This window comes from Corynebacterium sp. CTNIH16, from assembly GCF_032821655.1.
GTDB lineage: Bacteria > Actinomycetota > Actinomycetes > Mycobacteriales > Mycobacteriaceae > Corynebacterium > Corynebacterium marquesiae.
Genome location: NZ_JAVBIG010000002.1, coordinates 48,951 through 73,686 on the forward strand (window position 1 = coordinate 48,951; position 24,736 = coordinate 73,686).

The following is a 24,736-nucleotide window of genomic DNA, read 5'->3' on the forward strand; positions in this document are numbered from 1 at the left end:
AGTAACTATCTCTCTGTGACACTCCTCATGATAGCACTGGTTATGACCTGAGAGGGTGGATTTTCAATCCGCTCCCCCACCTCGAGGGTAGGCACTAGCCCAATCTAGGCATCCGCAAAGACCAATGCCCCGCAGACTTCTACACCTGCGGCCTGCAGGGCGGCGATGCTCGCGGCGAGGGTGGCACCGGTGGTAATGACGTCGTCGGCAAGCAATGCAGGGACCTGCGCAATTGGGGTGCGCACGCGAACTCGGCCCTGCAGGTTTGCCCACCTATCCTGGGCATTGAGCTCGGACTGGTCCGCGGTGGACTGGCCCATGGTAAGCGCGGCGCACACGCCCACGCGCTGGTGCTGCGCCGCGGCATGACACACAGCGGACACCGGATCGCCCCCGCGTGCCCGCGCCGAACGCGGCCGAGTAGGCGCGGGAACGAGGGTGAACTCGCGCGGGATATCGCCGCGGGCTCTCAAATGAGCGAGCCCAGCCGCGAAGACGGCGCCCACGTACTCGCGAACCGGCCGATTGCCTCGTTCCTTCATGCCAATAATGATGCGGCGACGAATATCGGAATAAGGGCCGAGAGCATAGACAGGCGCGCCCAGTAGCCGGGGTCGTGCCACCATGTAGGGCGGCTGCCGCAAGTGATCGCGGCACTGTGGGCACAAAACCTCGCCCGACGCGCCGCAGCCAGCGCAGGCACGCGGAAAAATAAGATCCCCCAAGCTCATACTCGCCTCCCCCAGCCGCGCAGGCCCTCTGGCGGCTAGTTAGAAACGATAGGGGAAGAACGCCGGCCCTGCAGGCCGGAGACCTCGCGCCAGTTGGTTTCGTCCATGACGGTGGAAGGAAGCTCAAGCATGGCGTGCGAATCAGTAATAAAGAGCTTGGTAGGCGAGGTTGCCACGGCCACCACAGGGGCGGTGATATTGCCGGTAGGCATGGTCGAAGCCGAGGAACCATCCTGCTCGATGCGCCATACGGGCGACTGACTTGAGGAAGTGCCAACGATGAGCGAGCCATCCGCATTCCAGTCCAGCGAAAGTGCCGAGCCGGATACTTCGGGGCCTACCTCGCGGGCGTTGACGATGCGCTTATCACCGCTGCTGGATTGAGCAACGGCCGCGATATACACGTGGCCATCAATAATCATGGCCACGCGCGCACCACTATGGGACAAGCGGATAACGGAGATTTCGCCCTCAATATCGTCGATGCTGCGGGCATCCACTTCGGATTCGGAGATGCGGCCTGTAGTCTTGGAGCGCACCACGCGCACGATACGATCGCCATCGACCACGGTCCACGCGGCTTGCCCGTTGTACTCGAAGGTCGGTCGTGCCAGTGTGGGTCCATCCACCGAATCCTGCAGCTGGCCGTCAAGCTCGCCTATCTGCAGCGAGAAGTCATTATTAGACTTGCGTCGCACGGCCGCAACGAGGCCGCTATCGGCAACATCCACAGATTGCACGTCACCGCTGCTGCCCAGCGTGGATTTCACGTGCTCGGCCACACCATCGTCTACCTCGAGCAGGTTGCCCTCATTGAGGGCGTAGAGCTTAGACAAGGAGGTGCTGCTTTCCTCCGGGTTATAGTCCGCGAAGTCATCCACGCTCAGGCTATCCATGCCCTCCACCAAGTCACCGCCATCGGCCTTGACCTTGAAGGGGCCGGTATGGCCGGCTTCCGTAAGCGTCCACACCAACTGGGCCGCAAAGAGCGTGCGATCATGGGAGTCCAGGTCAGCAAGGCCCTCGAATTGGTAGCCCTGTTCGCGGTCATAGCCGGCGAAGGTGACTTTCTCCCCCGCTGCCCGGCGGGTAGCGGGCGCAATGCTAGCTGAAGGTCCCTCCATCAACAGCGTAAGGAGCGTCGACTCCGATTGTTCGCCACCCTTATACAGCCAGCGGCGGTCTGGAACCAGGACATCGTTGCTCTGCTTAAAGAAGTACAGCGATTGCGGGGTGTAGTGATTGCGCATTTCATTGCGCTCCATTACTACTCCGGCCGGCAAGCCATCGACGCGCCATCTATCGTCTTGCATCTTCATGTAGATGACGGCCTCGTAGCCCTCATTTTCCGGCACGTACGCACCGCCGGATTTAAGGCGGCCGATGATGGTGCCGCGCACCGTGAAGGCACGCTCATTATCCCTCGAGCTTTGCTTACTAGCGGGCGCGGTAACGATGTCCAAGCTATCGACCACCATCACATCGCCGCTGGCGTCCCAGGCTTCGCGGGCGTTATCGGTCAGAAAGCCGCGCGCGACCTCATGATCGTTTCCCGGCACGGCGGAAGCCTGGTAGAAATCGCGCAACGTCAAGTCCGGGTCATCGCCGGGTTGCGGTGCAATGACTTCTTCCGGGCCTTCCGGTTGCTGCTGGTAGGTACCGACTACTTGCGGACCGGTGTTATTCGGCAGGGTGGAACAACCGCTGACAAAAAGCACGGCCGCTGCGGTGCCGACAACTGCGGTCTTGCGATACTTCGCTCTCAACACGCTTATTTCCTCCTGCCCTCAAAGTCCGGGGCCTTATAGGCGCGCCTGTCCGGGGCGGCCGCGCCGCGGTTAAGCTCACGTTCCGAAGGCCAGAGGATGCCATCGCCTTCTACCTCACCATCGGTGTCCCTGTCACTCTTCTCGACGTGCGGTGAGCTCATGCCGGATGAAATGGCCGGCGTTGCAGAGGCGGGCCCGCCATCCGGCTCGGCGGCGCCAGGGCCCGGTGCTTCTGCAGCTGCAGCATCGGGTTCTGGTCGCGATTCTGCCAGCTCACTACCATCCGCAGTGCTGGTGACGGGTGCGCCGGGAATCTCCACAGCGATGGGAGCCTCGCCCACCTCGGTATTCGGGGTGCGTGGAATAATGAGGCGGAAGCGAGAACCAAATCCCTCGTAGCCGGTGGCATCTAGCGTGCCGCCGTGCAGGACGGCATCCTCGCGGGCGATAGCCAGGCCCAAACCGGTGCCGCCAGAATGGCGTTTGCGGGAAGAATCCGCACGCCAGAAGCGGTTGAAAACCAGCTCTTCCTGGCCAGGTTTTAAGCCCACGCCATGGTCCGTAACGGTAACGCCCACCGCAGTGTCCGTGGCTGCGACGTCTACCGCCACTGGATTGCCCTCCGAGTGGTCAATGGCATTGGCCAGTAGGTTGCGCAAGATGCGCTCAAGGCGGCGGGAATCGGCCTCGACTCCGATGCGCTCCTCCGGCAGGTTGAGCTGGACCTCCACGTCGAGCTCGCGGGCCAAATGCTCCACCTGCCCGTAGGCCGCCTCTACACACGAGCGCAGATCAATGGCTGCCGTAGACAAATCCGCCACACCAGCATCGTGGCGAGAAATCTCCAGCAAGTCCGCGAGCAATTCCTCGAAGCGGTCGAGTTCGCTCGACATCAAGCGGGAAGCGCGCTGGGCACCGTACGGCAGGCTATCGCTCTCCGCCTCAATCATGTCCGCGGCCATGCGCACGGTGGTCAATGGGGTGCGCAGCTCATGGGAGACGTCAGAAGTAAACTGCCGCTGCAAATCGCCGTACTCCTCCAGCTGTGCAATTTGGGAGGAAAGCTTATCGGCCATGTTATTGAAGGACGCGGCCAAGCGACCCATCTCATCATCGCTATCGACGGCCATGCGCTCCTTCAAATGACCCGCCGCCAAGCGCTGCGCAATGCGCGAGGCCGAGCGAATTGGCGTAATTACCTGCTGGGTAGCTAGCCAGGCAATGCCCACCAGCAGCACCACGACGACCACACCGGCCGCCGAAAGCAGACCGCGCATCAACGCCATGGTGGATTCTTCCGATTCCATGGACAACGCCAGGTAGACCTGCGTATGGGGAATATCGGTATCGGTAGGCGTGCCTACCAGCAAGGCGTTGTAATGATCACCATTTTCGCGCGGCGCCGGGAAATACTGCTGCGCAATCTGGCCTTGATCCACCATCTCCCGCAACTGATCCGGCACCGGGAAATCCTCGGGCGAAGTGGTAACAGAGCCGTCCTGATTTTCCACCACGATGACCGGTTCATAAACCGCCTGGGCATCGCCCTGCTGGGCGGAGAGCTGACCCAATGCCGCACGTGCAGAATTGATGCGTACCTGCACTGAATTGGCGGAACTGGTGGCATCAATCTGCTGTTCCACGGCCGTGCGGGCGCGCTCCAGCTCCTGTTGGGCCACGTCTTCTTTCTGGCTGACCAGGCGTTGGGTAAGCACGGACACCAACGCGTAGGCCAAGATGATCATGACCACCGAGGAGGCGACCAAGATCATGCCAATGACGCGCGCCTGCAAAGAGGTGCGCCACGTTGTAATGAAGGCGTCTCGAATGCGCCTTAGACGCTCAATAATGCCGATGGTCCTTACTCCCCGGCGCCGGCCTTGCCGGTCTTATACCCCACACCGCGCACGGTCAGCACAATCTGCGGGTCTTCCGGATCGTGCTCGATCTTGGCACGCAGGCGCTGGACGTGCACGTTTACCAAGCGGGTATCAGAAGCATTGCGATAGCCCCACACGGATTCCAACAGCGATTCACGCGTGTGTACCTGGCCAGGCCGGCGCGCCATCTCCAGCAGCAGGTCAAACTCCAGCGGGGTCAGGTTCAGCTCGGTGCCATCGGTGCGGCGCACGGTATGTTCCGGCACATCAATGACAAGGTCCGCAACCTCCAGGATTTCAGATTCCGCAGAATCGGTGCGACGCAGGCGCGCACGAATGCGAGCGATGAGTTCCTTGGGCTTGAATGGCTTGGTGATGTAATCATCCGCGCCGGATTCAAGGCCGAGTACCACATCAACCGTATCGGTCTTGGCGGTCAGCATAACGATGGGCACGGAGGATTCACGGCGGATGGCACGGCAAATATCTACGCCGTTCATGCCCGGAAGCATGAGGTCCAACAGGATGAGGTCCGGCTCGTGCTGCTCAAAGGCAGGCACGGCGTCATTGCCGTCCATGACCGGAATGGGCTTGAGTCCCTCGGACTCGAGCACTATGGTCAGCATCTCTGAGATAGCCGGATCGTCATCGACAACCAAAATCTTGGGCGCCACGTTTTATTCTCCTACAAGGTCTTTTATCGCTGAAATAATAGTATCCGCATCGGCGGTAGCGATCCAGCGTCCACCCCAGCCCGCATCCGCTAGGCGCCGGTAGGCCGCGGCGGTGCGTTCTTGCAACCCGCCATCGCGTTCGTAGCGGTCGCGTTCCCGGCTGGCGTCCGCTTGGGCTCGTGCCTGCGCTCTTTCCGACGCCACCTCTACCGCCGTATCCAAATACACCTGCAGGTCCGCCTGCGGCAGGCTGAGGGTGCCAAATTCCAGATCGTGCACCCACTCCATCACCGCATCGTCTTCGAGCCGCGCTGCCGAATACGCCGCATTGGAGGCCACGTAACGATCTAGGAGCACCACAGTGTCAGATTCCTTGGCGCGCTGCAGCTGGTCCTTAACGCCATAGCGATCCAACGCGAATAGCGTCGCCATGGCATAAGCCGAATCCGTGAGGTCGCCCATCTTTCCATAGAGTGCCTTCTGCGCTAGCTGCGCGTGAATCGAATCTGCATAGCGCGGAAAGGCAATAACCTCTACGGGCCGGTCCAACGACTCTTTGAGTGCGGAGACCAACGTATTTTTACCGGCACCGTCGATTCCTTCAATGCTGATCAGCATAGGTGTGGGCTATCTTCCCTTCTGTTATTTCATCCGCGGGGCCGCTGTCTCGCGACCACTGCCGCGGGCAGCAGGTTCGGCTTAGGATAGGGCCTCAATGAAAGGCTCGAGGTCATATTCTTCCTCAACATTTTCGAGCACCTCGAGGGCATTTTCCGTCAAGGTCTCGCTGCCAGAGCCCACCAGTTCCCTAATATAGGGGTAGTCTTCGACAACTTCGCCCGCGCTAAAGGGCGCACCAGCCCAAATGGCAGCAATGGTGGCCGCCGCTTGAGCATTCTCTTCCTCTTCTTCGCTGAGTTTTGGCTTGCTGTGTGCGACCTCGCAGGCATCCTCGACGGCGCGAATTACCCCTTCTTCATCGAGGTTTGCCATCTCGTCCAAGAAATCGACGTTGAGGTCCGTGCTGAAAATATTTTCGTCCCAAGTACTCACTTTTTGACTCCTTCGGTGCTTTCAGCGCCATTTATACACGCTTTCTTGGCGAAAGAAAGCAGACGATGAAAAGGTTTGCATGACTTTCTACGCCCGCGAACTGCCTTTTTGTTTACTTATCACAGAATTGCGACGCCGTCGCAATGTTTCCCAAACATGATAGTCTCGTTACCAACTTGTTACCGGGGCACTGTATTGCCCTCCCCCTTGGGCTGTAACGGCCCGCCTCATAGAAAGGACAGCCACGATGAAGCCAGATTCGCGCCGCGTCTACGTGTTCATTGTGGCCGGACTGATCGCCGCGGCCGTCGTCGGAGTCGCCGTCTGGCGAATGAGCTCGCCGAGCGCCAACTATTCCAATGCCGCGGATCAGTCCGCGACCACCTCCGTCTCCCCGACTCACACCGCAGCCGAGGAGACCACCACTTCTTCCACGGACCGTTCCCCTTCAAAGCAGCACTCCACGCATGCTACGAGTTCCACCGCCTCGTCCGGTGATGCCAAGCACCAGCAGCCTCACAACAACGATCCGTTTCTCGCTCCTAATGCGGTCATGCGCCCACAGGCAGCAACCCAGCCCACCAAGGTATACCGCCCGGAGAATATCTCCCCGCAGGGCACCTCCCCGCAAGGCAATAACACCACCCAAGGTGGTCAAGGTACCGGCCAAGGCAATCAGCGTCTGACACCCGATTACCCGAGCAACCAGAACGGCTCGCAGGCTACTGGTGCCCCGCAGAGCAACCAGGGCGGCACCACCCCGCCGGCCACCACTGGTCCGTCCACTCCACAGCCCTCACCTGAGGCACCTGCCGCGCAAGATAACTCGGGCAAGAATTCCAACGCTCCGGCCCAGGAACCAGCTGGCACGGAGCGACCCGAGGCCGAGAAGGCGGAGCAGGAACAGCTCACCGGCCATGCCGCTGCAGACCGATCTTCCGCCGATCAGAACCAGGAACCTACCGACTTGGTGCCAACTAAGCAGGCACCGGCCACGGCCCAGCAGGCTCCGAGGGAAGCGGCGCCTACGCGCTAATTCGGAGCCGGTTCTCGGCGTAGACGAACAAAACAAGCACGTTTCCTCGATTTTAAAGGCAGAAATCGGGGAAACGTGCTTGTTTTGTATGCGCTGGAATGCGGTAGTTACGACGCAACCACAATGTGCGCCAAAAATTGGGCGGAGCAGACCGCAACGCGGCCGTAATGAAGACTGAAAAGCACGCTTCGCCTGAAACCGGAGGACGGCGGCGAAGCGTGCTTGTGTGGGTTAAACGCGGACTAGGCGCGGGCAACGAAGAGATCCGCGGCTTCGGATTCCGCAGTAGCGGTAACGAGACCCTCGGAGGCTGGCAGCCAGACTGCCTGGCCTGGGGTCGCGGTGAGGGTCTTGCCCGCAGCGTCGGTAAAGGTTACGGAACCTGCGGTACACAGGGCGATGGTCGGGCCGTCGTAATCAAGATCCATAGAAGACGAACCGGTGAGCTCCACGCGGTCCAGCAGGAATTCCTCGATGGGTACTGGGTACGACCATGCGGCGGCATCGTGGACATTGTCTTGGGCGGACTTATCTTGTTGTTGCACTCGCGGCTCATCGGCAGCGGCGTAAGTCAAGACCTTGACCAGCTCTGGAACGTCCACGAACTTAGGCGTCAGGCCACCGCGCAACACGTTATCGGAGTTCGCCATGATCTCCACGCCGAGGCCAGAGACATAGGCGTGAAGCTGACCGGCATCTAGGTAGACGGCCTCGCCGGGTGAGAGCTCGATGTGGTTGAGCAGCAATGCGCCCAGCACACCGCTATCGCCTGGGTAGCGCTGGTTGAGATCCAGCACCGTGGACATGACGCGGGACTTCCAATCGGCCGGGTCCGCAGCTATCAGGCGCTCGCCGGCGGCAACAATGGCGGAAATGAGCTCCTTGCGCTTGGCAGAGGGAATGGTAATCCACGTGGTGAAAAGGACGCGCAGGTTGGCGGACTCGGTGGTTGCCGAGGGGTCGTCGTCAAGCATGGCAACGTAGTGGTCCAGCTCAGGGCACTCAAGGGCGGCAAAAAGCTCGCGGGTGCGCGCCAAGGGGCGGAAGCCGGCCATGGCATAGAAATCCGTGAGCGCGACAATGAGCTCGGGCTTGTGATTATCGTCCTTGTAATTGCGATTAGACGCGGTGAGCTCGATGCCGGCGGCGTTTTCGCGGGCAAAGCCCTCTTCTGCCTGCGCCTTTGACGGGTGCGCCTGCAAAGACAGCGGATCCTCGGCCGCAAGCACCTTGAGGAGGAAGGGCAGGCGCTCGCCGTACTCGGCAGATACGCGGCTGCCTAGCTGCCCTGCCGGATCCTCTGCAATGACCTCATCGAGCAGTCGGCCATCCACCGTGGAAGGGTCGCCGGGGTGGGCGCCGAACCACAGCTCTGCGACGGGCTTATCGGCATCGGGCTGGCCCTGCAGGTGCGGGATAAGGGAACGCGAGCCCCAGGAATAGTTGCGGGTGGCGCTGTGCAACAGCTGCATGTGTTTCTATCCTTTAGAAATCTCGTAGGCGGTCGCGGCAAAACTCCGCGTAATAAGCTGCAGTGAGCGGGCAAGGTGCCCCAAGCCCGGCTCCGGGTCGATGCTGCGCACTGCAAGCGAGTTGGGCAGGTTCGCCTCTTCCTGCCCCCAGAAAACCACCTTCAAGGGTACCAAAGCACCCTCGGCACCATCGCCATCAATGAAGGGGTCATAAAAGAGATCATTGGCAGGGGAACTATCAGAATCCCGGTCGAGCGCCCGGCGCAATTCGGCTGGGTCCACATAAGCACTCGGCAGGCCGTGTACGGCCCAGATGGTCGCGGCCATGCGGGCCACGAGGGCGTCGAGCTGCACGTGCTCGCGCCGCTCAGAATAAGAGTACGGGTCGAGCACACAGGAATGGATGATGCGGGCGCCGTCAATAAACTCGCGCAATTGGCGGCCCGGATTGGTGGTGGCATCGCGCTCGGGAGAAAGCTGCGCAAGCTCGCGGTCCACGGCCGCAGCGAGGTCCTCGAGGGTTTCCTTCACCGCGATCGGGCCCTGATAGAGCAGGCAGCACAGCGCATGCAGGGCGGCAATGCTGCGCGCGGGCGAGCTACCCTCGGCCGTCGGTAAGCAAGGGGCGACGAGCGTATCCTCCGGGCAGTCCTCCACCAGTGGGCCCTTGGCCGGCCCGATGAGCACGGTGGTGGCCCCGCGCTGGCTGGCAGTAATGAGGGCGCGCGACGCCCAGTCGCACTCGTCGGGCTCGCCGACGACCACCACCACGTCCAGCGCCCCCACGTAACGCGGGAGCGATTCGGTCACCACAATCGGGATCCGCAGCGGCTCGGCTAGGCCGACGCCTAGGTGGGCGGCTTGGCGGGCAATCGCATCGGTGGGGATAATGACCAGCGAGCGGGGATTGAGACCACTGAGCGCCTCACCCCAGCGCTCCACTTCTCCGGCCACAAGGCGGATTTGGGCGCCTTCGTGCGCCACATCAAAAAAGCGCACGGCTTCGGCATCATAATTACCGGTATCCATGTGGCCCAAGCATAGTCGGGCGCCCACTAAGATGAAGTCCTATGACTTCCGCACAGATCCATCCCGTTACCCTGATTGGCGGCGGTCCCGGCGCGTGGGACCTCATTACCGTGCGCGGCATGCGCGCCCTGCAGGAAGCAGAGGTTATTCTTGCCGATCACCTGGGACCTACGGCGCAGCTCGATAAGCTGTGTGATATTTCTTCCAAAGAGCTTATTGACGTCTCCAAGCTCCCCTATAAGAAGTCAATCTCGCAGGAAAAGATCAACGAGCTGCTTATCGAGCACGCCCGTGCTGGCCGCAAGGTGGCCCGCCTTAAGGGGGGCGATCCCTTCGTCTTTGGGCGCGGTTTTGAAGAAGTGCAAGCGCTAGCGGAAGCGTCTATTCCCGCCACGGTCATTCCGGGCGTGACCTCCGCCATTTCCGTTCCCGCGGCCGTGGGCATCCCGGTAACTCAGCGCGGCATCGTCCACGGATTCACGGTGGTTTCCGGCCACCTGCCGCCCGGCCATGAGAAGTCCTTGGTGGACTGGACAGCGCTCGCCCGCTCTGGCGCCACGCTCGCGGTCATCATGGGTGTGAAAAATGCCCCGGCGATTGCCAGTGCGCTAATCGACGCCTCCCTCTCCCCCTCTACTCCCTGCGCCGTCATCCAAGAAGGCACGCTTTCTACCGAGCGCGCCTACCGTTGCACCTTGGGCACTCTGGCGCGAACAATGGCCGAGCACGAGATCTCCGCGCCGGCGGTCTACGTCATCGGCGAGGTGGCCGGGCTGTAGCAGGCAGCAGGTAGCGGGTTCTCGAGTCCTGGGTGGCCGGGGCCAACCTATGGCCTCGTTCTAGTCCACCGGAGGCGAGCTCTGCCCGATAACGTGGCCAAAGGTCGCGACGGAAGGACTACGCGCGGTCAGCGGCGGGGCTTTCGGGAGCTATGTTTTGCACGATGGTTACGCCAGACTTGCGCGAACCGTGGACGCGGTGGGCGGCGGCGACGCGCTCCGGATAATCAGGCGCATGGAAATCAGCATGGGCGGCTTCCTCGGCGTTTTCGGCTTCCAATTCCGCCGCACGTGCACGCCTGGTGCGCAGCGCGCCACGGATGGTGGCGGCCACACCAGCCGCGACCACGACGGCGACGACCGCCGGGGTGATTGCTGAAGGCACTGCCCAGCCGAAGTACGTCTCGGCGCCACCAATGACCTTGCTGATATTGAGACCCACGATGGCCGTGCCGACGAGTCCGCCGAGCAAGACGGGGTTGATGCGGGAGATAAGCCACGCGGCGATGGGCGCGGTGATGGCGCCACCGATGAGCAGGGCGATGACTGCGGCTAAGTTGGCGACGATATCGTGCCAGAGCCCGACGATAAAGCCTGCGGTAGCGCCAAAGGTCACTAGGAACTCAGCGGCATTGACCGTACCCACAATGTGGCGCGGCTGCTCGCGGCCGATGGCCATGAGCGTTGAAGTCGACACCGGGCCCCAGCCGCCGCCACCGGTGGAATCGACGAATCCGCCCACAAGGCCAAGGCCGGCGAGAAACGGCGTGGAGTGGGTGCGCTTATAGGCGGAGCCACGGCGGCGCGGTTGGGAGAAACGCCAAATGAGGTTGGCGCCGATGCCGACCAAGATGAGTGCGGTCACTGGCACGGCCGCCGCGGTGGAGATATTCGACAGCAACGTAGCACCCAAAAAGGCGGCAATCCCGCCCGGCACGCCCAGTCGGACCACGGTTTTCCAATCCACGTTGCCGAAACGCGCGTGGCTCAATCCGGAGATGGCCGTGGTGCCTAGTTCGGCGGTATGGACGACGGCCGAGGCCTGCGCGGGACCAAGGCCCGCCAGCAACAACATGGTGGTAGAGGTGACGCCGAAGCCCATGCCGATGCCACCGTCCACGAGGTTTGCGGCCGCACCGGCGAGCGCGATGAGGATGAGGGTTAACATGGCGCGAACACCTCCTGTGCGACGCCGCGGGCGTGGTGAAAGCGATCTGCGACGAGGCCCGCGAGGTCGGTGCCTAGCGGACGGTCCACGGTGGCGGGTACGCCCGCCAACCGGTCCAGGAGCAGGCCATCGGTCACGAAGAGCGGGATCACGCGTACACGGGCGGGGTCTTTATGCTCGCGGCACAGGGACTCAATCCCTTCGCGGCCACCGCGGGTGGCAAACTCCACCGAGATGGGCACGCCGGTGAGCGCGAAGGTGCGGTGGGCTAGCTCACGGATGGCATCATTCGCCGCGGAATCGGAGGAACCAACGGAATAGATGACCACGTGGGCGTCGCCAGTCCGGGTACGGGAGGCGAGCACGCGGGCGAGGTCCTCGCCGGTGCCGAGCCCAGGGGCGAGGTGGAGGGAAAGGTGGGAGGTTTTGGAGGCGTCGGCAAGCGCGCGCGGGACGTCCACGCGCTGGTGGTAGCCCTGGGTAAAAAGCAGCGGAACTACAACGGCCTCGGTCTCCCCTAGCTGGGCGAGCTCGAGCGCGGCCGTGGTGAGGTCAGGCTCGTTGAATTCCAGGTGCGCCGCGCGGGCTGGGCGCAGACCCGCGGCCTGGGTCAGGCGCTCAATGCCGGCCGCGGCGCCTGGGTGCCGCGAACCGTGGGACAGGGTAATAAGTGCGGGCATGGGGCGCATCCTTATGCCTGCGGTGCCGTGGAGTGTCCGCGGCGGGCAAGCGAGCGCTTTAGGGCCTCATTGGATGACACAGCCGGTGCGGGGGCTACCGGGGCATCGTCTTGGCCGTGAAAGCGCACGGAGAAAATCCGCAGGCATTCCTGGCACTTCCAGGCAAAGTCATCTTCCTCATCCGGGAAGAGGTCGGTACCGGCACAATAAGGGCAGAAGCTGGGATGGTTGCGGTTGGGGTTGGGCTGGCGGCGAAAATTCACTGCAGGTCCTCCTCCTTGGCACGCAAAACCCAGTGGCGGAATTGCTCGCCTTCCTCGCGCTGTTCTTTGTATTTATTGACCAAGCGAATGACGTACTCGGGCACTTCATCGGCGACGACCTTGTGGCCGCGCAGCTTGCGGCCCCAGTCCGGGGACAGGCCAAGGGCGCCGCCCAGGTGGACCTGGAAGCCCTCGACACGGTTGCCCTCGGAATCGGTAACAATCTGGCCCTTCAGGCCGATGTCCGATACCTGCGAACGCGCACAGGCGTTGGGGCAACCGTTGAGCGCGATGGAAATCGGCACGTCCAAATCACCCAAGGTGTCTTCCAGGATGTCGACCAACTCGATGGCGCGGGCCTTCGTGGTCACGTGCGCGAGCTTGCAAAATTCCAGGCCGGTGCAGGAAATGACGCCGCGGCGGAACTCCGATGGCTGGGAGTACAGGCCGGTTTCATCGAGTGCGCGGGAGAGCGCCGGAATGTCTTCTTCCTCCACATCGAGGAAGAGCAATTCCTTCATCGGGGTGGTGCGGATGCGGCTGATGCCGAACTTTTCGGCCACGTCCGCAATGGCGATGAGCTGCTCGCCGGTGGCGTGGCCCACTGTGGGTTTTACGCCGACGTAGAACTTGCCGTCTTTCTGGCGGCGCACGCCAAGGTGATCGCGGGAGCCAGGCTCGACCTCGAGCGGGATGCCATCCAATAGCGGCTCATTCAGGTATTCTTCTTCCAGAACCTGGCGGAACTTTTCGATGCCCCACTTGGCGACGAGAAACTTCAGGCGTGCTCGGTTGCGATTGCGGCGGAAACCGTAGTCACGGAAGATGCCGACCACACCGGCCCAGACCTCTGGCACGCGATCTAGGGGAACCCAGGCGCCGAGAGACTGCGAGAGCATCGGGTTGGTGGACAGGCCGCCGCCAACGAAGCAATCGAATCCCGGACCGTACTCTGGGTGGTTCACGCCCACGAAGGCAACGTCTTGAATCTCGTGCGTGACATCCTGGCGGGAGTTGCCGGAGATAGCGGTCTTGAATTTGCGCGGCAAGTTATGGAATTCCTCGCGCGGCAGGTAGTTATTCTTGATTTCTTCGATGGCTGGGGTGGCATCGATAATTTCGTCCTCGGCCACGCCGGCAACCGGAGAGCCCAAAATGACGCGCGGCACGTCGCCGCAGCCCATGAGCGTGCTCAAACCTACCGACTCGAGCTTGTCCCAAATGGTGGGCACATCCTCGATTTGAATCCAGTGCAGCTGGATATTCTGGCGGTCGGTAAAGTCCGCCGTGGAGCGGGCATAATCGCGCGAGATCTCACCGACGGCGCGCAGCTTGGCAGGATCGGCACGGCCGCCGTCGAAGCGCACGCGCATCATGAAGTACTCGTCTTGCAGTTCCGCGTTAGACAGCTTGGAGGTCATCTCGCCGCCCAAGTTCTGGTTGCGCTGAGTATAAAGGCCCAACCACTTGAAGCGAGGGGCTAGGTCATCAGCTGGGATAGAGGAAAATCCCTGCTTGGAATAGATATCGATGACGCGCTGCTTGGCAGAAAGCCCACCGTCTTCCTGCTTAATTACCTCATCGTTATTGAGGGGCTCGGTGCCGTCAATCTTCCATTGGCCTTCGGGCTTTTTGGCGCGGGGCGTGCGCTTGGTCCTAGTCGCGGTGGTCATGGTGTAGATCTCAACCTGCCTTTCCAAAGTATTGAAAGACAACCTACCCGTCTAAATTGAGTAGACAAAGCGGTCTTTTTTATTTTCAAGCAAAAAAGCGCCCTGAACTGGCCAAAAAGGAGAACATTTTTAGAATCTAATTCAACTCCTTGCCGCAACCTAGACTAAACGGTTCAATTGCCAGAAAGATAAACCATAAAAAATGGACCTAGCGGTCTAGACCCCCGCGATTAAGAGAAAGGCATTCACGCAGTATGAATCAGCCCTTGAAAGTAGCCGTCATCGGCGCAGGCCCGGCCGGCATTTACGCCTCCGATATCCTGGTGAAAAAGACCGGCGGCGAGGTACAGATTGACCTCATCGAGCAGATGCCCGCGCCCTTCGGTCTCATCCGCTACGGCGTAGCGCCGGACCATCCGCGTATTAAGGGCATTATCAAGTCCCTGCACCGCGTGCTCGACACCGAGCAGATTCGCCTGTTGACCAACGTGCACATCGGCCGTGACATCACCGTCGACGAGCTACAGCAACACTACGATGCCGTGGTCTTTGCCACCGGCGCCGTGGGCGACCGTCACCGCGATATCCCTGGCGCGGACTTGGATGGTGTGCATGGCGCCGGCGAGTTCGTGGGCTTCTACGATGGCAACCCGCGCTTTGAGCGCGACTGGGATCTCTCCGCCAAGGAGGTGGCAGTCATTGGCGTGGGCAATGTGGGCCTGGACGTCTCCCGCATCTTGGCCAAGACCGGCGATGAGCTCAAGGTCACCGAGATTCCCGATAATGTCTACGAGTCCCTGGCCAAGAACCAGGCTGAGACCGTGCGCGTCTTCGGCCGCCGCGGCCCGGCGCAGGCCAAATTCACCCCACAGGAACTCAAGGAGCTGGACCATTCCGAGTCCATCAATGTTGTAGTCTCGCCGGAAGACATTGACTATGACGAGGCTTCGCTGGCCGCGCGTCAGGAAAGCAAGTCCACCGACTTGGTGTGCCAGGTGCTCGAGCAGTATGCCATCCGCGATCCCAAGGAGGCGCCACACACCCTGCAGATCCACCTCTTTGAGCAGCCGGTAGAGATCTTGGGCGAGGACGGCAAGGTCAGCGGCATCAAGACCGAGCGCACCGCGCTCAACGGCGATGGCAGCGTGCACGGCACCGGCAAATTCACCGAATGGCCGGTGCAGGCGGTCTACTTCGCCACCGGCTACCGCTCCGATGCGGTCGATGGCGTGCCCTTTAACCAAGAGAAGAACGTCATCAATAATGACGGTGGCCATGTCATTGATGAGTCCGGCGCGGTAGTGCCTGGCCTCTACACCACCGGGTGGATTAAGCGTGGCCCGGTGGGTTTGATTGGCAATACCAAGTCCGATGCCACGGAAACGATTGGCATGCTGCTTGCCGACGCCGCCTCTGGCGCCCTCCCCTCCCCCTCCAGCGCCACGGATATCACCGAGGTCTTTGCCGAGCGCGGTATCGAATATCTGACGTGGCAGGATTGGCAGCGCTTGGACGCGGCCGAGCGCGCCCTAGGCGAGCGCGAGGGCCGCGAGCGTAAGAAGTTTGTGGAGTGGGAGGACATGGTCTCCCACTCGCGCGCCGAAGTTTAGCGGCGAATGATGGCTAGGACCTCGTCGACGATGGACTGCACCTCGTCGGCGGTCTTTGCCTCTACATTGAGGCGCAGCAGCGGCTCTGTATTGGACGCGCGCACGTTGAACCATGCCTCGGTTCCCTTGAGCTCGACGGTCACTCCATCGAGCTCATCGACGGACTCAATCTTATCCGCCAGCTCATCCAGCACCGCCTGGGTAGCGGCCTTCTGGTCCTCCACGGTGGAGTTGATCTCGCCGGAGGCCTCATAGCGGGAGTATTCCGCCATGAGCTCGCTCAGCGGCTTATCGGACTGGCCCAGAGCGGCCAGCACGTGCATCGCAGCAAGCATGCCGGAATCGGCGTTCCAGAACTCCTGGAAGTAGTAGTGCGCGGAGTGCTCGCCACCGAAGGCGGCCTGGTGCTCGGCCATCTGCGCCTTGATGAAGGAGTGGCCCACGCGGGTGCGCACCGGGGTGCCGCCCTTTTCCTTAATGAGCTCCGGCACGGTCTTGGAGGTAATCAGGTTGTGGATAATGGTAGCGCCGGGGAACTTCTCTAGGTAGCGCTCCGCCACCAGTGCACAGATGGCAGACGGAGAAACCGGCTGGCCCTTTTCATCCACCACGAAGCAGCGGTCCGCATCACCGTCGAAGGCCAAGCCAATATCGGCCTTCTGATCCACGGTGAACTTCTGCAGGTCTACGAGGTTCTTTGGATCCAACGGGTTCGCCTCGTGGTTCGGGAAAGTGCCATCGAGCTCGAAGTACAAATCGCGGACGTCGAAAGGCAAGCCATTAAAGACGGCCGGCACGGTGTGGCCACCCATACCGTTGGCGGCATCGACAGCTACGACGAGCGGCTTGGAATCCTCCAGCGGTACCAGCTTGCGCAGGAAGTCGGCGTAACCGGCCAGAATCTCCTGCTCGGCAATTGCGCCCTCGGTGCCGGTGAACTCCGGGGTGCCGTCGATAAGCATCTGCTTAATCTGCTCCAAGCCGGTCTCCTGGCCCACCGGTACCGCGCCGGCGCGGCAGAGCTTAATGCCGTTGTACTTGGCCGGGTTATGAGAGGCGGTAAACATAGCACCCGCACACTCCAGGGAACCGGCGGCGTAGTAGAGCTCGTCGGTAGAGGTTAGCCCCAGCAGGGTCACGTTGAGGCCCTGCGAGGTCACACCCTCAGCAAAAGCGCGCGCCAGAGACGGCGAGGACGGGCGCATATCGTGGCCGACTGCTACGGTATTTTCGCCTTCTTCCCGCAGGATGGCGGCGAACGCGGCGCCCGTATCGCGCACGAAGTTCTCATCGATATCTTCGCCCACCACGCCACGGACGTCATAGGCCTTAATTACTGCATCAAGATGCTCACGAGTTCGCATAACCTGCAATAGTACTCCCGCCCGCTGGGAAACTACCGCACCACGGGGTTCGTGTCAGTCCTGTTCCGGTTCCGCGGGCGTCGTTTCATCGGGCACGACCGAAAGGTGCGCGCGGCGCGCCTTTTTGGCATAAGCCACGCGGCGGGTGCGAAAGACCGGGTGATTCGAATTGGCAGGGTCCGCTCCATCAAAGGTCGCGGAATAGTCGATAGGGTCTGCACCGGAGCCGGCGCTGCGGTCATCGACCAACCCGGTGGTCACGCGACCGTCTTCCTTGACTGCCTCTGCCAGGGCCATCAGGTCATCTTCCTCATCCAGCTCGATGCGGTCCACACGCACCAGCTCCCAACCCACTGGGGCGGAGATGCGGTCACGGTGGGTGGCGCACAGATCCCAGCTGTGTGGGTTTTCCTCTTCTGCCAACGGCCCAACGACGGCCGTCTGGTCCGCGTAAGCGTAGGTCAATGTCGCCACGGCGGGGCGGCCGCAGCCTGGGCGGGAGCAATGGCGAGAAATAGTCACAGCGCATAAGTCTAAACCCTTAGTTGAGATTTAGATAGTCTTCGCCCCGGCGTGGCTCCGCTAAATCCAGCCCGCCAGCACCTTAGAATCAAGGTCATGACCGCCGCTCGCCCACATATCCGCCCCGCCCGCGACCGCCACGGCCACGGCATGCGCGGACCTCTCCTCCCCCAGCAGACCCCGCGCTACCGCAGCGCGCGCGAGCACTTCGACATGGCCGTATTGGAGGCCTATGCCCCCATCCAAAACGCCTTCGCGCCACAATTGCGGGGCCTCGACTTGGCTGTAGACACCATCCCGCGCATGCGACTTTCGCCCGATATGACCGTGCTACCGGATGAGATTATCGCCGATGGCCCAGTTCCCCTCGGCCGCGTGGTTCCCGCCGGCGTAGATTCCGAGGGCCAGCCCACCCGCGCACGCTTGGTCATCTTCCGCATGCCCATCGAGCAACGTGCCTCCACCCCACCCGAGCGCTCCGAGCTCCTAGGCACCGTTATTACCGCGCTGGTGGCCAACTACCTCAACTTGGATCCCGAAGAAGTGGACCCGCGCTATAGCTGGTAACCCCTCGGTAAGTTTCGCGGCGCAGCAGAAAAGCCCCTGGCCGCACATTGCGTGCTAACCAGGGGCCTTACTGGACACCTTAATTATCCAATCTCACGTTTGAGGCGGCGGCGCTCACGGTCCGATAACCCGCCCCAAATACCGAAGCGCTCATCGTGCTCCAGCGCGTACTCCAAGCATTCATCGCGCACCGCGCAGGCCTGGCAGATACGCTTGGCCTCACGGGTAGAGCCTCCCTTTTCAGGGAAGAATGCTTCAGGGTCGGTCTGCGCGCACAGCGCCTGGTCCTGCCACTCCTGCTCGACGGCACCGAAGAGTTCATCGAGCGACATCTCTGCAGCAGCACCGCCACGGAGAATGGCGTTGTTATTAGCCATTTTGTCCACGCCTTTTCCTTTCTCCGAGGTTGGGTAATTCTCATCAGTGCGACCGACTGTACACCACATTCTCCTTGGGTAGCCCCGCCGGGATGGTGTGGAAGTAACGGCGCCGGCCGCTGTTTCTTTCACTGATGTAATTTCACACCGGATCACTAAATATCGTCAACCCGAATTGGCGGCTTCTTCGCGCTTTCCGGCAAAAACGCAGCACACGATCCCCATCCGTCACATCTGTAACAACTGATCCCCCGTGGGGGTGTAGGTAGGGGGTACTACATGTAGTGGTGCCCTGTTTTTCTGTCAACAATTTTCAGGAAATCCCGGCGTGTCGCGCGCACAACCCCACAAAGAAGGGATCCATGTACTTCAGATCTGTGCAGAGTTCGCACCATGTCGGCTGGTGCGGACAGGCGGGCTCGGTGGCCCCATAAAAAGAGAGGCCGAACCGAGGCTCCATTGTCCTCAGTTCGGCCTATGTCAGCTGGACCTAGTGCAGTGCCCAGACCGCTGCACAAGCGTTAAGCATCGGAGCTAAAACGCACGCCGGCATCAGGGATGGAAACGCCGGGGAAAACACGCATGCCGTCGAGAAGCTCGCAGCGTGCGCCGATGTGGGCGCCTTCACCAATGACACAGTTCTCAATGACCGCGTTGGCACCAATGTGGGCGCCGGAGGCAATGATCGAGTTGTGGATGATGGCGCCTGGTTCGATGCGCACGCCGTCGAAAACAACGGTGCCCTCTAGGCGGGAACCCGCGCCCACCTCGGAGCCACGGCCCACGGCGGTACCGGACAGCAGCAGCACCCCACCGGCGATACCGGCGGAGGGATCCACAAGAGACTCGCCGGTCTTACCCTCAATCAGCGGGGACGGCGCGATGCCGCGCACCAGGTCGGAGGAACCGCGGGTGAAGTCATCCGGGCGACCCATGTCGCGCCAGTAGGAGTTGTCTACGTGGCCGACAACCAAGCGGCCTTCAGCCAAGAGCCCTGGGAAGGTTTCGCGTTCCACGGACACAACGCGGTTGGCCGGAATGGACTCGATGACGGAACGCTTGAATACATAGCAACCGGCGTTGATCTGATTGGTTGGCGGATCCTCGGTCTTTTCTAGGAACGCGGTGACTCGGCCGTTGGAGTCGGTCGGCACGCAACCAAACGCACGGGGGTCAGCCACGTTGAGCAGGTGCATGGTGACATCGGCGTCCTTGTCATGGTGCGTGGTGAGGATCCCTTCCAGATCCATGCCGGAGAGCACGTCGCCATTGAAGACCATGACCGTGTCATTGCGCAGCTTGTCGTAGACGTTGCGGATGCCGCCGCCGGTGCCGAGCGCGGTCTCTTCCACCACGTACTCGATCTCCAAGCCCAGATCGGAGCCATCACCGAAGTACTCCTCAAAGACCTCGGCCTTATAGGAGGTAGACATGACGACGTGCTCAATGCCGGCGGCCTTGATGCGGGCGAGCAGGTGCTGCAGGAACGGGTAGTTTGCCGTCGGCAGCATCGGCTTCGGCGTACCGATGGTTAGTGGGCGCAGGCGGGTGCCGCGACCGCCGACGAGAATCACTGCATCCGTGCTGGCACCGTGGGTGGTGGCTGCTTCAGTCATAGTCTTCCTTATGTATGCGGACAATTTTATTCTGTGATTTTCTGAGGGACAGTGTAGAGCGTATGGCGCGCAATCCAGGTCAACGGCACGCGCACCGATCCTTAAGAACGTGCCGAGGCCGAGGCAATAAGCCCGCGGACTCGCAGCCCCAGCCACAACGCGCCGCGCAGTGGGGCCTGCCACCATGCAGGGTGGCGGTCTGCCTGAAAGCGATAGGCGGAGTTGTGGTGGGCGCGCAGCATCGCTCCAGCGTGCGCTTGGGTGGAATGCCCCTTAGCGTGGCTGATGACGGCCTCCGGGCAGAAGATGTTCTGGTAGCCGGCGCGCGTGAAGCGATCTCCTAGATCCACGTCTTCGAGGTACATGAAATAGCGCTCATCAAACCCGCCGATGGCGTCGAAGGCCTCCCAGCGCACAAGAAGGCAGGAACCGGACAACCATCCGGCTGGGCGCTGCGTGGTCATATCAGATTCATTGCGGTAGGCGCGCGACCATGGATTGGCCGGCCAGATCGAAGAAAAGAGTGCGTGCCCAATGCCGGTAGCCACGGTGGGCACGGCGCGGGCCGAGGGATAATTGCTGCCATCCGGTTCGACGATGCGCGGGCCCACGGCCGCAGCATCCGGCCACTGGCGAGCGCACTCGATGAGCCGGTCAATAGATCCCGGGGTAAAGGTGACATCGGGATTAGAGATAAGGAAAAATTCCTCATCCACACCACCGCGCTCGCGGGCGAAGCGGGCACCCGCATTCATGCCAGCGCCGTAGCCGATATTTCCGCCGGTATCGAGAAAGTCCACCTCAGCGCGCTCGCGGGCAGCGGCCTCGGGCACGCCGTCGGTGGAGCCATTATCCGCAAGCACGACCTTGGTGCCGCGAGCGCAGGCGCCCGGCAGGGAGTCCAAAAAACTACCGAGGTATTCACCGGGACTATAGGTCACGGTGATCACGGCCAGCAGGGATTGATTTGGTGTAGTCACAATGGCCCCGAGCTTAGTCACTGGCGCTCCTCGCACGGGGCAGGGACACTACCCGAACACGCGAAATCGGACACGGATCACTAATTTTTGCCCGCTCTGCCTTAAACTGTCTCCAGATCCCCACCAATCTAGAAAGCCTCCACTTGTGACTTCTAAGAACACTCGCCGGGCGCGCACCATCCAGCCGGCGCCCTCTGCCGCTAGTGCGGTAAAGCAAAAAGGTTCCACGGCCATCAAGGCGATCGTGGCACTCCTGTCTGCCTTGATCCTGGTGGTATCTGGCGTGGGTTATGCCACCGTGGGCCGGCTGGATAATGGCATGTCTTCGGCCACGGACTTGTCCCTGGACGGCCAGGGCTTGTCGGGTAACTCGCTCGATGGCGCAGTGGATATCTTGCTGGTGGGCAAGGATTCGCGTACCGACGCCAAAGGCGATCCCCTCTCTGAAAAGGAATTGGCGGACCTGCACGCCGGCGTGGCCGATGGTGAGGAAAATACCGACACCATGATGCTCATCCGCGTTCCGGAGGACGGTTCCCGCGCTACCGCCGTATCCATTCCGCGCGATACCTATGTCAAGGATCCGGACTACGGCAATATGAAGATGAATGCTGTCTTCGCCTCCCATAAGAACGCCAAGGTGGAAGAGCTCGAGCAGGAAAATGCCGAGGCGGAGGCTAAGGGTAAAAAGAAGCCGCACTCGGATAAGGACATCGAAAAGCAGGGCGTCGAAGCCGGCCGCGAAGGATTGCTGGCCATGGTGCGCACCTTGACTGGTGTGTCCATCGATCATTACGCGGAGGTGGGCCTGTTGGGCTTTACCCTGCTGACTGACGCCGTCGATGGCGTGGATGTCTGCCTCAACGATGATGTTGATGATGACATGTCTGGCGCTAAGTTCAGCAAGGGCAAGCAGACCCTCGACGGCGCCAAGGCCCTAGCTTTCGTGCGCCAGCGCTATAACCTCCCGCGCGGTGACCTCGACCGCATCGTGCGCCAGCAGGCCTTCATGGCTTCCCTAGTCAATAAGATCCTAGACAATGACACCCTGGCCAATCCTTCCAAACTGTCCAAGATTGCCAAGGCGGTAGAGCGCTCCGTGGTCATTGATGATGGCTGGGACATCATGGGCTTTGTCACCCAGCTGGCCGGCCTTGCCGGCGGCAATGTCACCTTCACCACTATCCCGGTAACCTCCATCGACGGCCAGGGCGATTATGGCGAATCCATCGTCACCATCGATGCCGCCGAGGTCCACCGCTTCATGGATGACCTGGCCAAGACCCACGATGAAGCCACCGATGAGTCCAAGGCCGAAGATAAGGACAAGCAAGAAAAGGCAAACAAGGACAAGGACGTCGATCCGAATATCAATATTCACGTCCTCAACGCCGGCAATATTGATGGCTTGGCATCAGGCATCGGCTCTTGGCTGGAAGGCAAGGGCTACACGGTGGAGCGCTCCGCGAACGCGCAGCCGGGCATCTACAGCGAGTCACAGGTCGTCGCCGCCGATCCGACAAGCGAGGATGCTAAGGCCCTGGCCAAGAAGCTGGGTGGGTTGCCGGTGGCAGAGAATCCGCAACTCGACGATAACACCCTCATCGTGGTTGCTACCGATGATTACCAGGGACCTTCCGATAAGGAAGCTAGCGACCAGGAGCCGGAGGCGGATAAGTCCAGCCAGCCGGTAGGCACCCCGGGCGATGACTTCGGTACCGCTAAGGTCTCCCCGGAGATTGACGCTGGTGGCGACGGCCCGCGCTGCGTGAACTAGCACTTCTCCCCTACGATGGGCGGGTATGGAACTACTCGCCCATCTTTTGCGTGCCGACGCCGCCTCCCCGCGGCTTACCGTATACAACGAGGCGACCGGCGCACGCATGGATTTTTCCGCGCAAACCCTCGACAATTGGGTGGCCAAGATTGCCAATATGTTGGAAGAAGAGCTCGATTTGGAGCCGGATTCCACCATCGCTATCGATCTTCCTTCCTCGTGGCAGGCGGCCGTTGTAGCCTTGGGCGCGCTCGCCTCCGGCCCTTCCTATACCTTTGGCGAATCTGCCCCGCTCGCCGACGTCGTCTTTACCTCCCCCTCCCGCTACGCGGCCGCCCACGACCGCCAGCCCCAGGCCGACATCGTGCTCATTAGCGAGGACCCCTTTGGCCGCGGCATCGTCGAGTCCGGCGGGGAGCTGCCCACCGGCGCCATCGATTTTGGACCCACCGTGCGCTTCTACGGTGATCAGTACTTCGGCGAAACCCAACCACTGCCCCGGCTTATCGATGCCCCCGCATCTGCCGAGCGCCTGCTTTCTACCGGCTGGTCCAATAATGAGTCTTTCTCCCGCGCTGTGCTCGAGCCCCTAGCCGCTGGCGGTTCCGCGGTCATCGTTGCCGGCATGTGCCCGACCGAACGCTTGGAGGAAATCGCCGCCAATGAAAAGGCCACCGCCCGCCTCTAATAGTTTCAGAATGCAGACTGGGCCCAGATACACTTAGCCCTCGTTATGTTTCTGGGAATCTCTGTAGACGCATGGTCCTCTATCTTCATCGGCGTCCTCATCCTCGCTGGCACCATTACTCAAGGCACCATCGGTTTTGGCTTAGGCACCATTGCCACGCCCATAATCGCGCTCATTCGTCCTGAGCTCGTGCCCACGCTCATTCTGCTGCTCGCGCTGTGCATTTCCAGTTATACGCTCGCGCGCACCTACCGCGAGACGTCCTGGCGCGTTGTGGGCATTTCCTCCCTCGCCCGCATTCCCGGTTCCCTAGTGGGCGCTTGGGCAATTGCCAGCCTCTCTCCTGATGGGCTGTCCATCTTTATCGGTTGTGCCGTACTCCTTGCTATGACGCTATCCAGCTTGGGATGGAGCCCTCGCCCCACCACCGCCAATACGCTCATCGCTGGCGTAGCCTCCGGCATCCTGGGCACCTCGACCTCGATCGGCGGCCCGCCCATGGCGCTGATCATGAAGCGCTTTGACCCCAACCGCACACGCGGCACCTTAGCGGGCACCTTTGTCCTCGGAACCTTAATTTCTCTTATAATTCTCGCGTTTAATGGGCAGATCAGCGGCACCCAGGTCACCACCGCGGCGGCCTATTTCCCCTTAGTCGTCATTGGGCTCATTGCCGCCAACTACCTCAACCGATTTATAGATAGGCACCTTCTCAACCGTATCGTCATCACCGTGGCCATCGCTGCGGCCCTCATGCTGATTGTCGAATCGGCCCTATTCTAGCTCCGGGCCCTACCCCCTCAGCGGAAAGTCCCGGCAGGTTCTAGTTGCGAAACGTGCCAACCTCTGCCATGTAAACGCCTATAACTTATGTCATGTAACATTCATGACAAAGCATTTTATAACCCTTCCCTAACCGCTTAAATGCAGCGTACGACACATATTGTGACGTGTCTACAACTTTTCGTCAGGCTCCTAAACCCCTCCAGAGTCCACCCAAACACCCCCAGATAGGGGCCCACTCTCCT

Annotated in this window: 24 protein-coding genes; 7 read left to right on the forward strand and 17 right to left on the reverse strand. The window is 61.2% G+C overall.

The features are described 5' to 3' along the window. Positions 1-104: 104 nt before the first annotated feature. The 6 genes from RAE04_RS02205 to RAE04_RS02230 all read right to left on the reverse strand — a co-directional run bounded on the left by RAE04_RS02205 (position 105) and on the right by RAE04_RS02230 (position 6,107). A complete protein-coding gene (locus tag RAE04_RS02205; RefSeq protein ID WP_317026288.1) occupies positions 105-731 on the reverse strand; it encodes a ComF family protein in 627 nt (208 codons plus the stop codon). 35 nt (positions 732-766) lie between these two features. Then, a complete protein-coding gene (gene lpqB / locus RAE04_RS02210; RefSeq protein WP_317026289.1) occupies positions 767-2,500 on the reverse strand; it encodes an MtrAB system accessory lipoprotein LpqB in 1,734 nt (577 codons plus the stop codon). A 2-nt stretch (positions 2,501-2,502) separates the two neighbouring features. Then, a complete protein-coding gene (gene mtrB, locus RAE04_RS02215) occupies positions 2,503-4,293 on the reverse strand; it encodes an MtrAB system histidine kinase MtrB (protein WP_317026290.1) in 1,791 nt (596 codons plus the stop codon). Between the two features lie 68 nt (positions 4,294-4,361). Continuing rightward, positions 4,362-5,054, reverse strand: coding sequence for an MtrAB system response regulator MtrA (gene mtrA, locus RAE04_RS02220; RefSeq protein WP_005322406.1), 693 nt, complete (start codon positions 5,052-5,054; stop codon positions 4,362-4,364). Between the two features lie 3 nt (positions 5,055-5,057). Continuing rightward, positions 5,058-5,672 carry a dTMP kinase gene (locus RAE04_RS02225; RefSeq protein ID WP_198492663.1) on the reverse strand — a complete coding sequence of 205 codons (615 nt, stop codon included), beginning with the start codon at positions 5,670-5,672 and terminating at the stop codon, positions 5,058-5,060. Positions 5,673-5,753: 81 nt separating this feature from the next. Further along, a complete protein-coding gene (locus tag RAE04_RS02230) occupies positions 5,754-6,107 on the reverse strand; it encodes a DUF4259 domain-containing protein (protein ID WP_317026291.1) in 354 nt (117 codons plus the stop codon). Positions 6,108-6,354: 247 nt separating this feature from the next. On the opposite strand from RAE04_RS02230, the gene RAE04_RS02235 reads away from it, so the two are divergent. Beyond that, entirely contained in the window at positions 6,355-7,143 is a 789-nt protein-coding gene (locus RAE04_RS02235; protein WP_317026292.1) for a hypothetical protein, read from the forward strand. A 242-nt stretch (positions 7,144-7,385) separates the two neighbouring features. Here the strand turns inward: RAE04_RS02235 and manA are convergent, their stop codons facing one another. Further along, the gene (gene manA / locus RAE04_RS02240) at positions 7,386-8,615 is read right to left on the reverse strand and encodes a mannose-6-phosphate isomerase, class I (protein ID WP_317026293.1); all 1,230 of its coding nucleotides are present in this window, start codon (positions 8,613-8,615) and stop codon (positions 7,386-7,388) included. A gap of 6 nt (positions 8,616-8,621) precedes the next feature. Further along, positions 8,622-9,644 (reverse strand): exopolyphosphatase, encoded by a 1,023-nt coding sequence (locus RAE04_RS02245; RefSeq protein ID WP_317026294.1) that lies wholly within the window; start codon positions 9,642-9,644, stop codon positions 8,622-8,624. A gap of 41 nt (positions 9,645-9,685) precedes the next feature. Between RAE04_RS02245 and cobA the strand changes: the two genes are divergently transcribed. Continuing rightward, entirely contained in the window at positions 9,686-10,423 is a 738-nt protein-coding gene (cobA, locus tag RAE04_RS02250; protein WP_317026295.1) for a uroporphyrinogen-III C-methyltransferase, read from the forward strand. A gap of 118 nt (positions 10,424-10,541) precedes the next feature. Here the strand turns inward: cobA and RAE04_RS02255 are convergent, their stop codons facing one another. The 4 genes from RAE04_RS02255 to RAE04_RS02270 are packed head-to-tail and all read right to left on the reverse strand — an operon-like array spanning position 10,542 to position 14,207. Further along, complete coding sequence (locus RAE04_RS02255) at positions 10,542-11,591, reverse strand: sulfite exporter TauE/SafE family protein (protein WP_317026296.1); 1,050 nt, start codon at positions 11,589-11,591, stop codon at positions 10,542-10,544. Beyond that, a complete protein-coding gene (locus RAE04_RS02260; protein ID WP_317026297.1) occupies positions 11,585-12,271 on the reverse strand; it encodes a sirohydrochlorin chelatase in 687 nt (228 codons plus the stop codon). The genes RAE04_RS02255 and RAE04_RS02260 overlap by 7 nt, the downstream gene beginning before the upstream one ends. An 11-nt stretch (positions 12,272-12,282) precedes the next feature. Continuing rightward, entirely contained in the window at positions 12,283-12,534 is a 252-nt protein-coding gene (locus tag RAE04_RS02265) for a hypothetical protein (RefSeq protein WP_005322420.1), read from the reverse strand. Beyond that, positions 12,531-14,207 (reverse strand): nitrite/sulfite reductase, encoded by a 1,677-nt coding sequence (locus RAE04_RS02270; RefSeq protein WP_317026298.1) that lies wholly within the window; start codon positions 14,205-14,207, stop codon positions 12,531-12,533. Before RAE04_RS02270 ends, RAE04_RS02265 begins: the two co-directional genes overlap by 4 nt. Before the next feature lie 254 nt (positions 14,208-14,461). On the opposite strand from RAE04_RS02270, the gene RAE04_RS02275 reads away from it, so the two are divergent. After that, on the forward strand, positions 14,462-15,817 hold the full coding sequence (locus tag RAE04_RS02275; RefSeq protein ID WP_317026299.1) for an FAD-dependent oxidoreductase: 1,356 nt from the start codon (positions 14,462-14,464) through the stop codon (positions 15,815-15,817). Here RAE04_RS02275 and RAE04_RS02280 read toward each other — a convergent pair. Beyond that, complete coding sequence (locus RAE04_RS02280; RefSeq protein WP_005322425.1) at positions 15,814-17,181, reverse strand: phosphomannomutase/phosphoglucomutase; 1,368 nt, start codon at positions 17,179-17,181, stop codon at positions 15,814-15,816. The two genes, RAE04_RS02275 and RAE04_RS02280, sit on opposite strands and share 4 nt — an antisense overlap. Before the next feature lie 54 nt (positions 17,182-17,235). Then, a complete protein-coding gene (locus RAE04_RS02285) occupies positions 17,236-17,703 on the reverse strand; it encodes a DUF3499 domain-containing protein (protein WP_150850639.1) in 468 nt (155 codons plus the stop codon). A gap of 96 nt (positions 17,704-17,799) precedes the next feature. On the opposite strand from RAE04_RS02285, the gene RAE04_RS02290 reads away from it, so the two are divergent. Continuing rightward, positions 17,800-18,270 carry a metallopeptidase family protein gene (locus RAE04_RS02290; protein WP_286688332.1) on the forward strand — a complete coding sequence of 157 codons (471 nt, stop codon included), beginning with the start codon at positions 17,800-17,802 and terminating at the stop codon, positions 18,268-18,270. An 83-nt stretch (positions 18,271-18,353) separates the two neighbouring features. Here RAE04_RS02290 and RAE04_RS02295 read toward each other — a convergent pair whose 3' ends face one another. The 3 genes from RAE04_RS02295 to RAE04_RS02305 all read right to left on the reverse strand — a co-directional run bounded on the left by RAE04_RS02295 (position 18,354) and on the right by RAE04_RS02305 (position 21,264). Beyond that, positions 18,354-18,602, reverse strand: a complete 249-nt coding sequence (locus RAE04_RS02295; protein ID WP_005528147.1) for a WhiB family transcriptional regulator — start codon at positions 18,600-18,602, stop codon at positions 18,354-18,356. 566 nt (positions 18,603-19,168) lie between these two features. Further along, the gene (locus RAE04_RS02300) at positions 19,169-20,263 is read right to left on the reverse strand and encodes a sugar phosphate nucleotidyltransferase (protein WP_179387501.1); all 1,095 of its coding nucleotides are present in this window, start codon (positions 20,261-20,263) and stop codon (positions 19,169-19,171) included. Positions 20,264-20,364: 101 nt separating this feature from the next. Next, positions 20,365-21,264: a glycosyltransferase family 2 protein gene (locus RAE04_RS02305; protein ID WP_317026300.1), complete on the reverse strand. Its 900-nt coding sequence runs from the start codon at positions 21,262-21,264 to the stop codon at positions 20,365-20,367. Positions 21,265-21,388: 124 nt separating this feature from the next. Here RAE04_RS02305 and RAE04_RS02310 point away from each other — a divergent pair, with 124 nt between their 5' ends. Genes RAE04_RS02310 through RAE04_RS02320 form a run of 3 tightly spaced genes read left to right on the forward strand, consistent with a single transcriptional unit; the run spans position 21,389 to position 24,491 of the window. After that, positions 21,389-23,020, forward strand: coding sequence for an LCP family protein (locus tag RAE04_RS02310; RefSeq protein WP_317026301.1), 1,632 nt, complete (start codon positions 21,389-21,391; stop codon positions 23,018-23,020). A gap of 25 nt (positions 23,021-23,045) precedes the next feature. Continuing rightward, complete coding sequence (locus RAE04_RS02315; protein WP_317026302.1) at positions 23,046-23,708, forward strand: TIGR03089 family protein; 663 nt, start codon at positions 23,046-23,048, stop codon at positions 23,706-23,708. A 45-nt stretch (positions 23,709-23,753) separates the two neighbouring features. Continuing rightward, positions 23,754-24,491: a sulfite exporter TauE/SafE family protein gene (locus RAE04_RS02320; RefSeq protein ID WP_317026303.1), complete on the forward strand. Its 738-nt coding sequence runs from the start codon at positions 23,754-23,756 to the stop codon at positions 24,489-24,491. Positions 24,492-24,736: the final 245 nt, after the last annotated feature.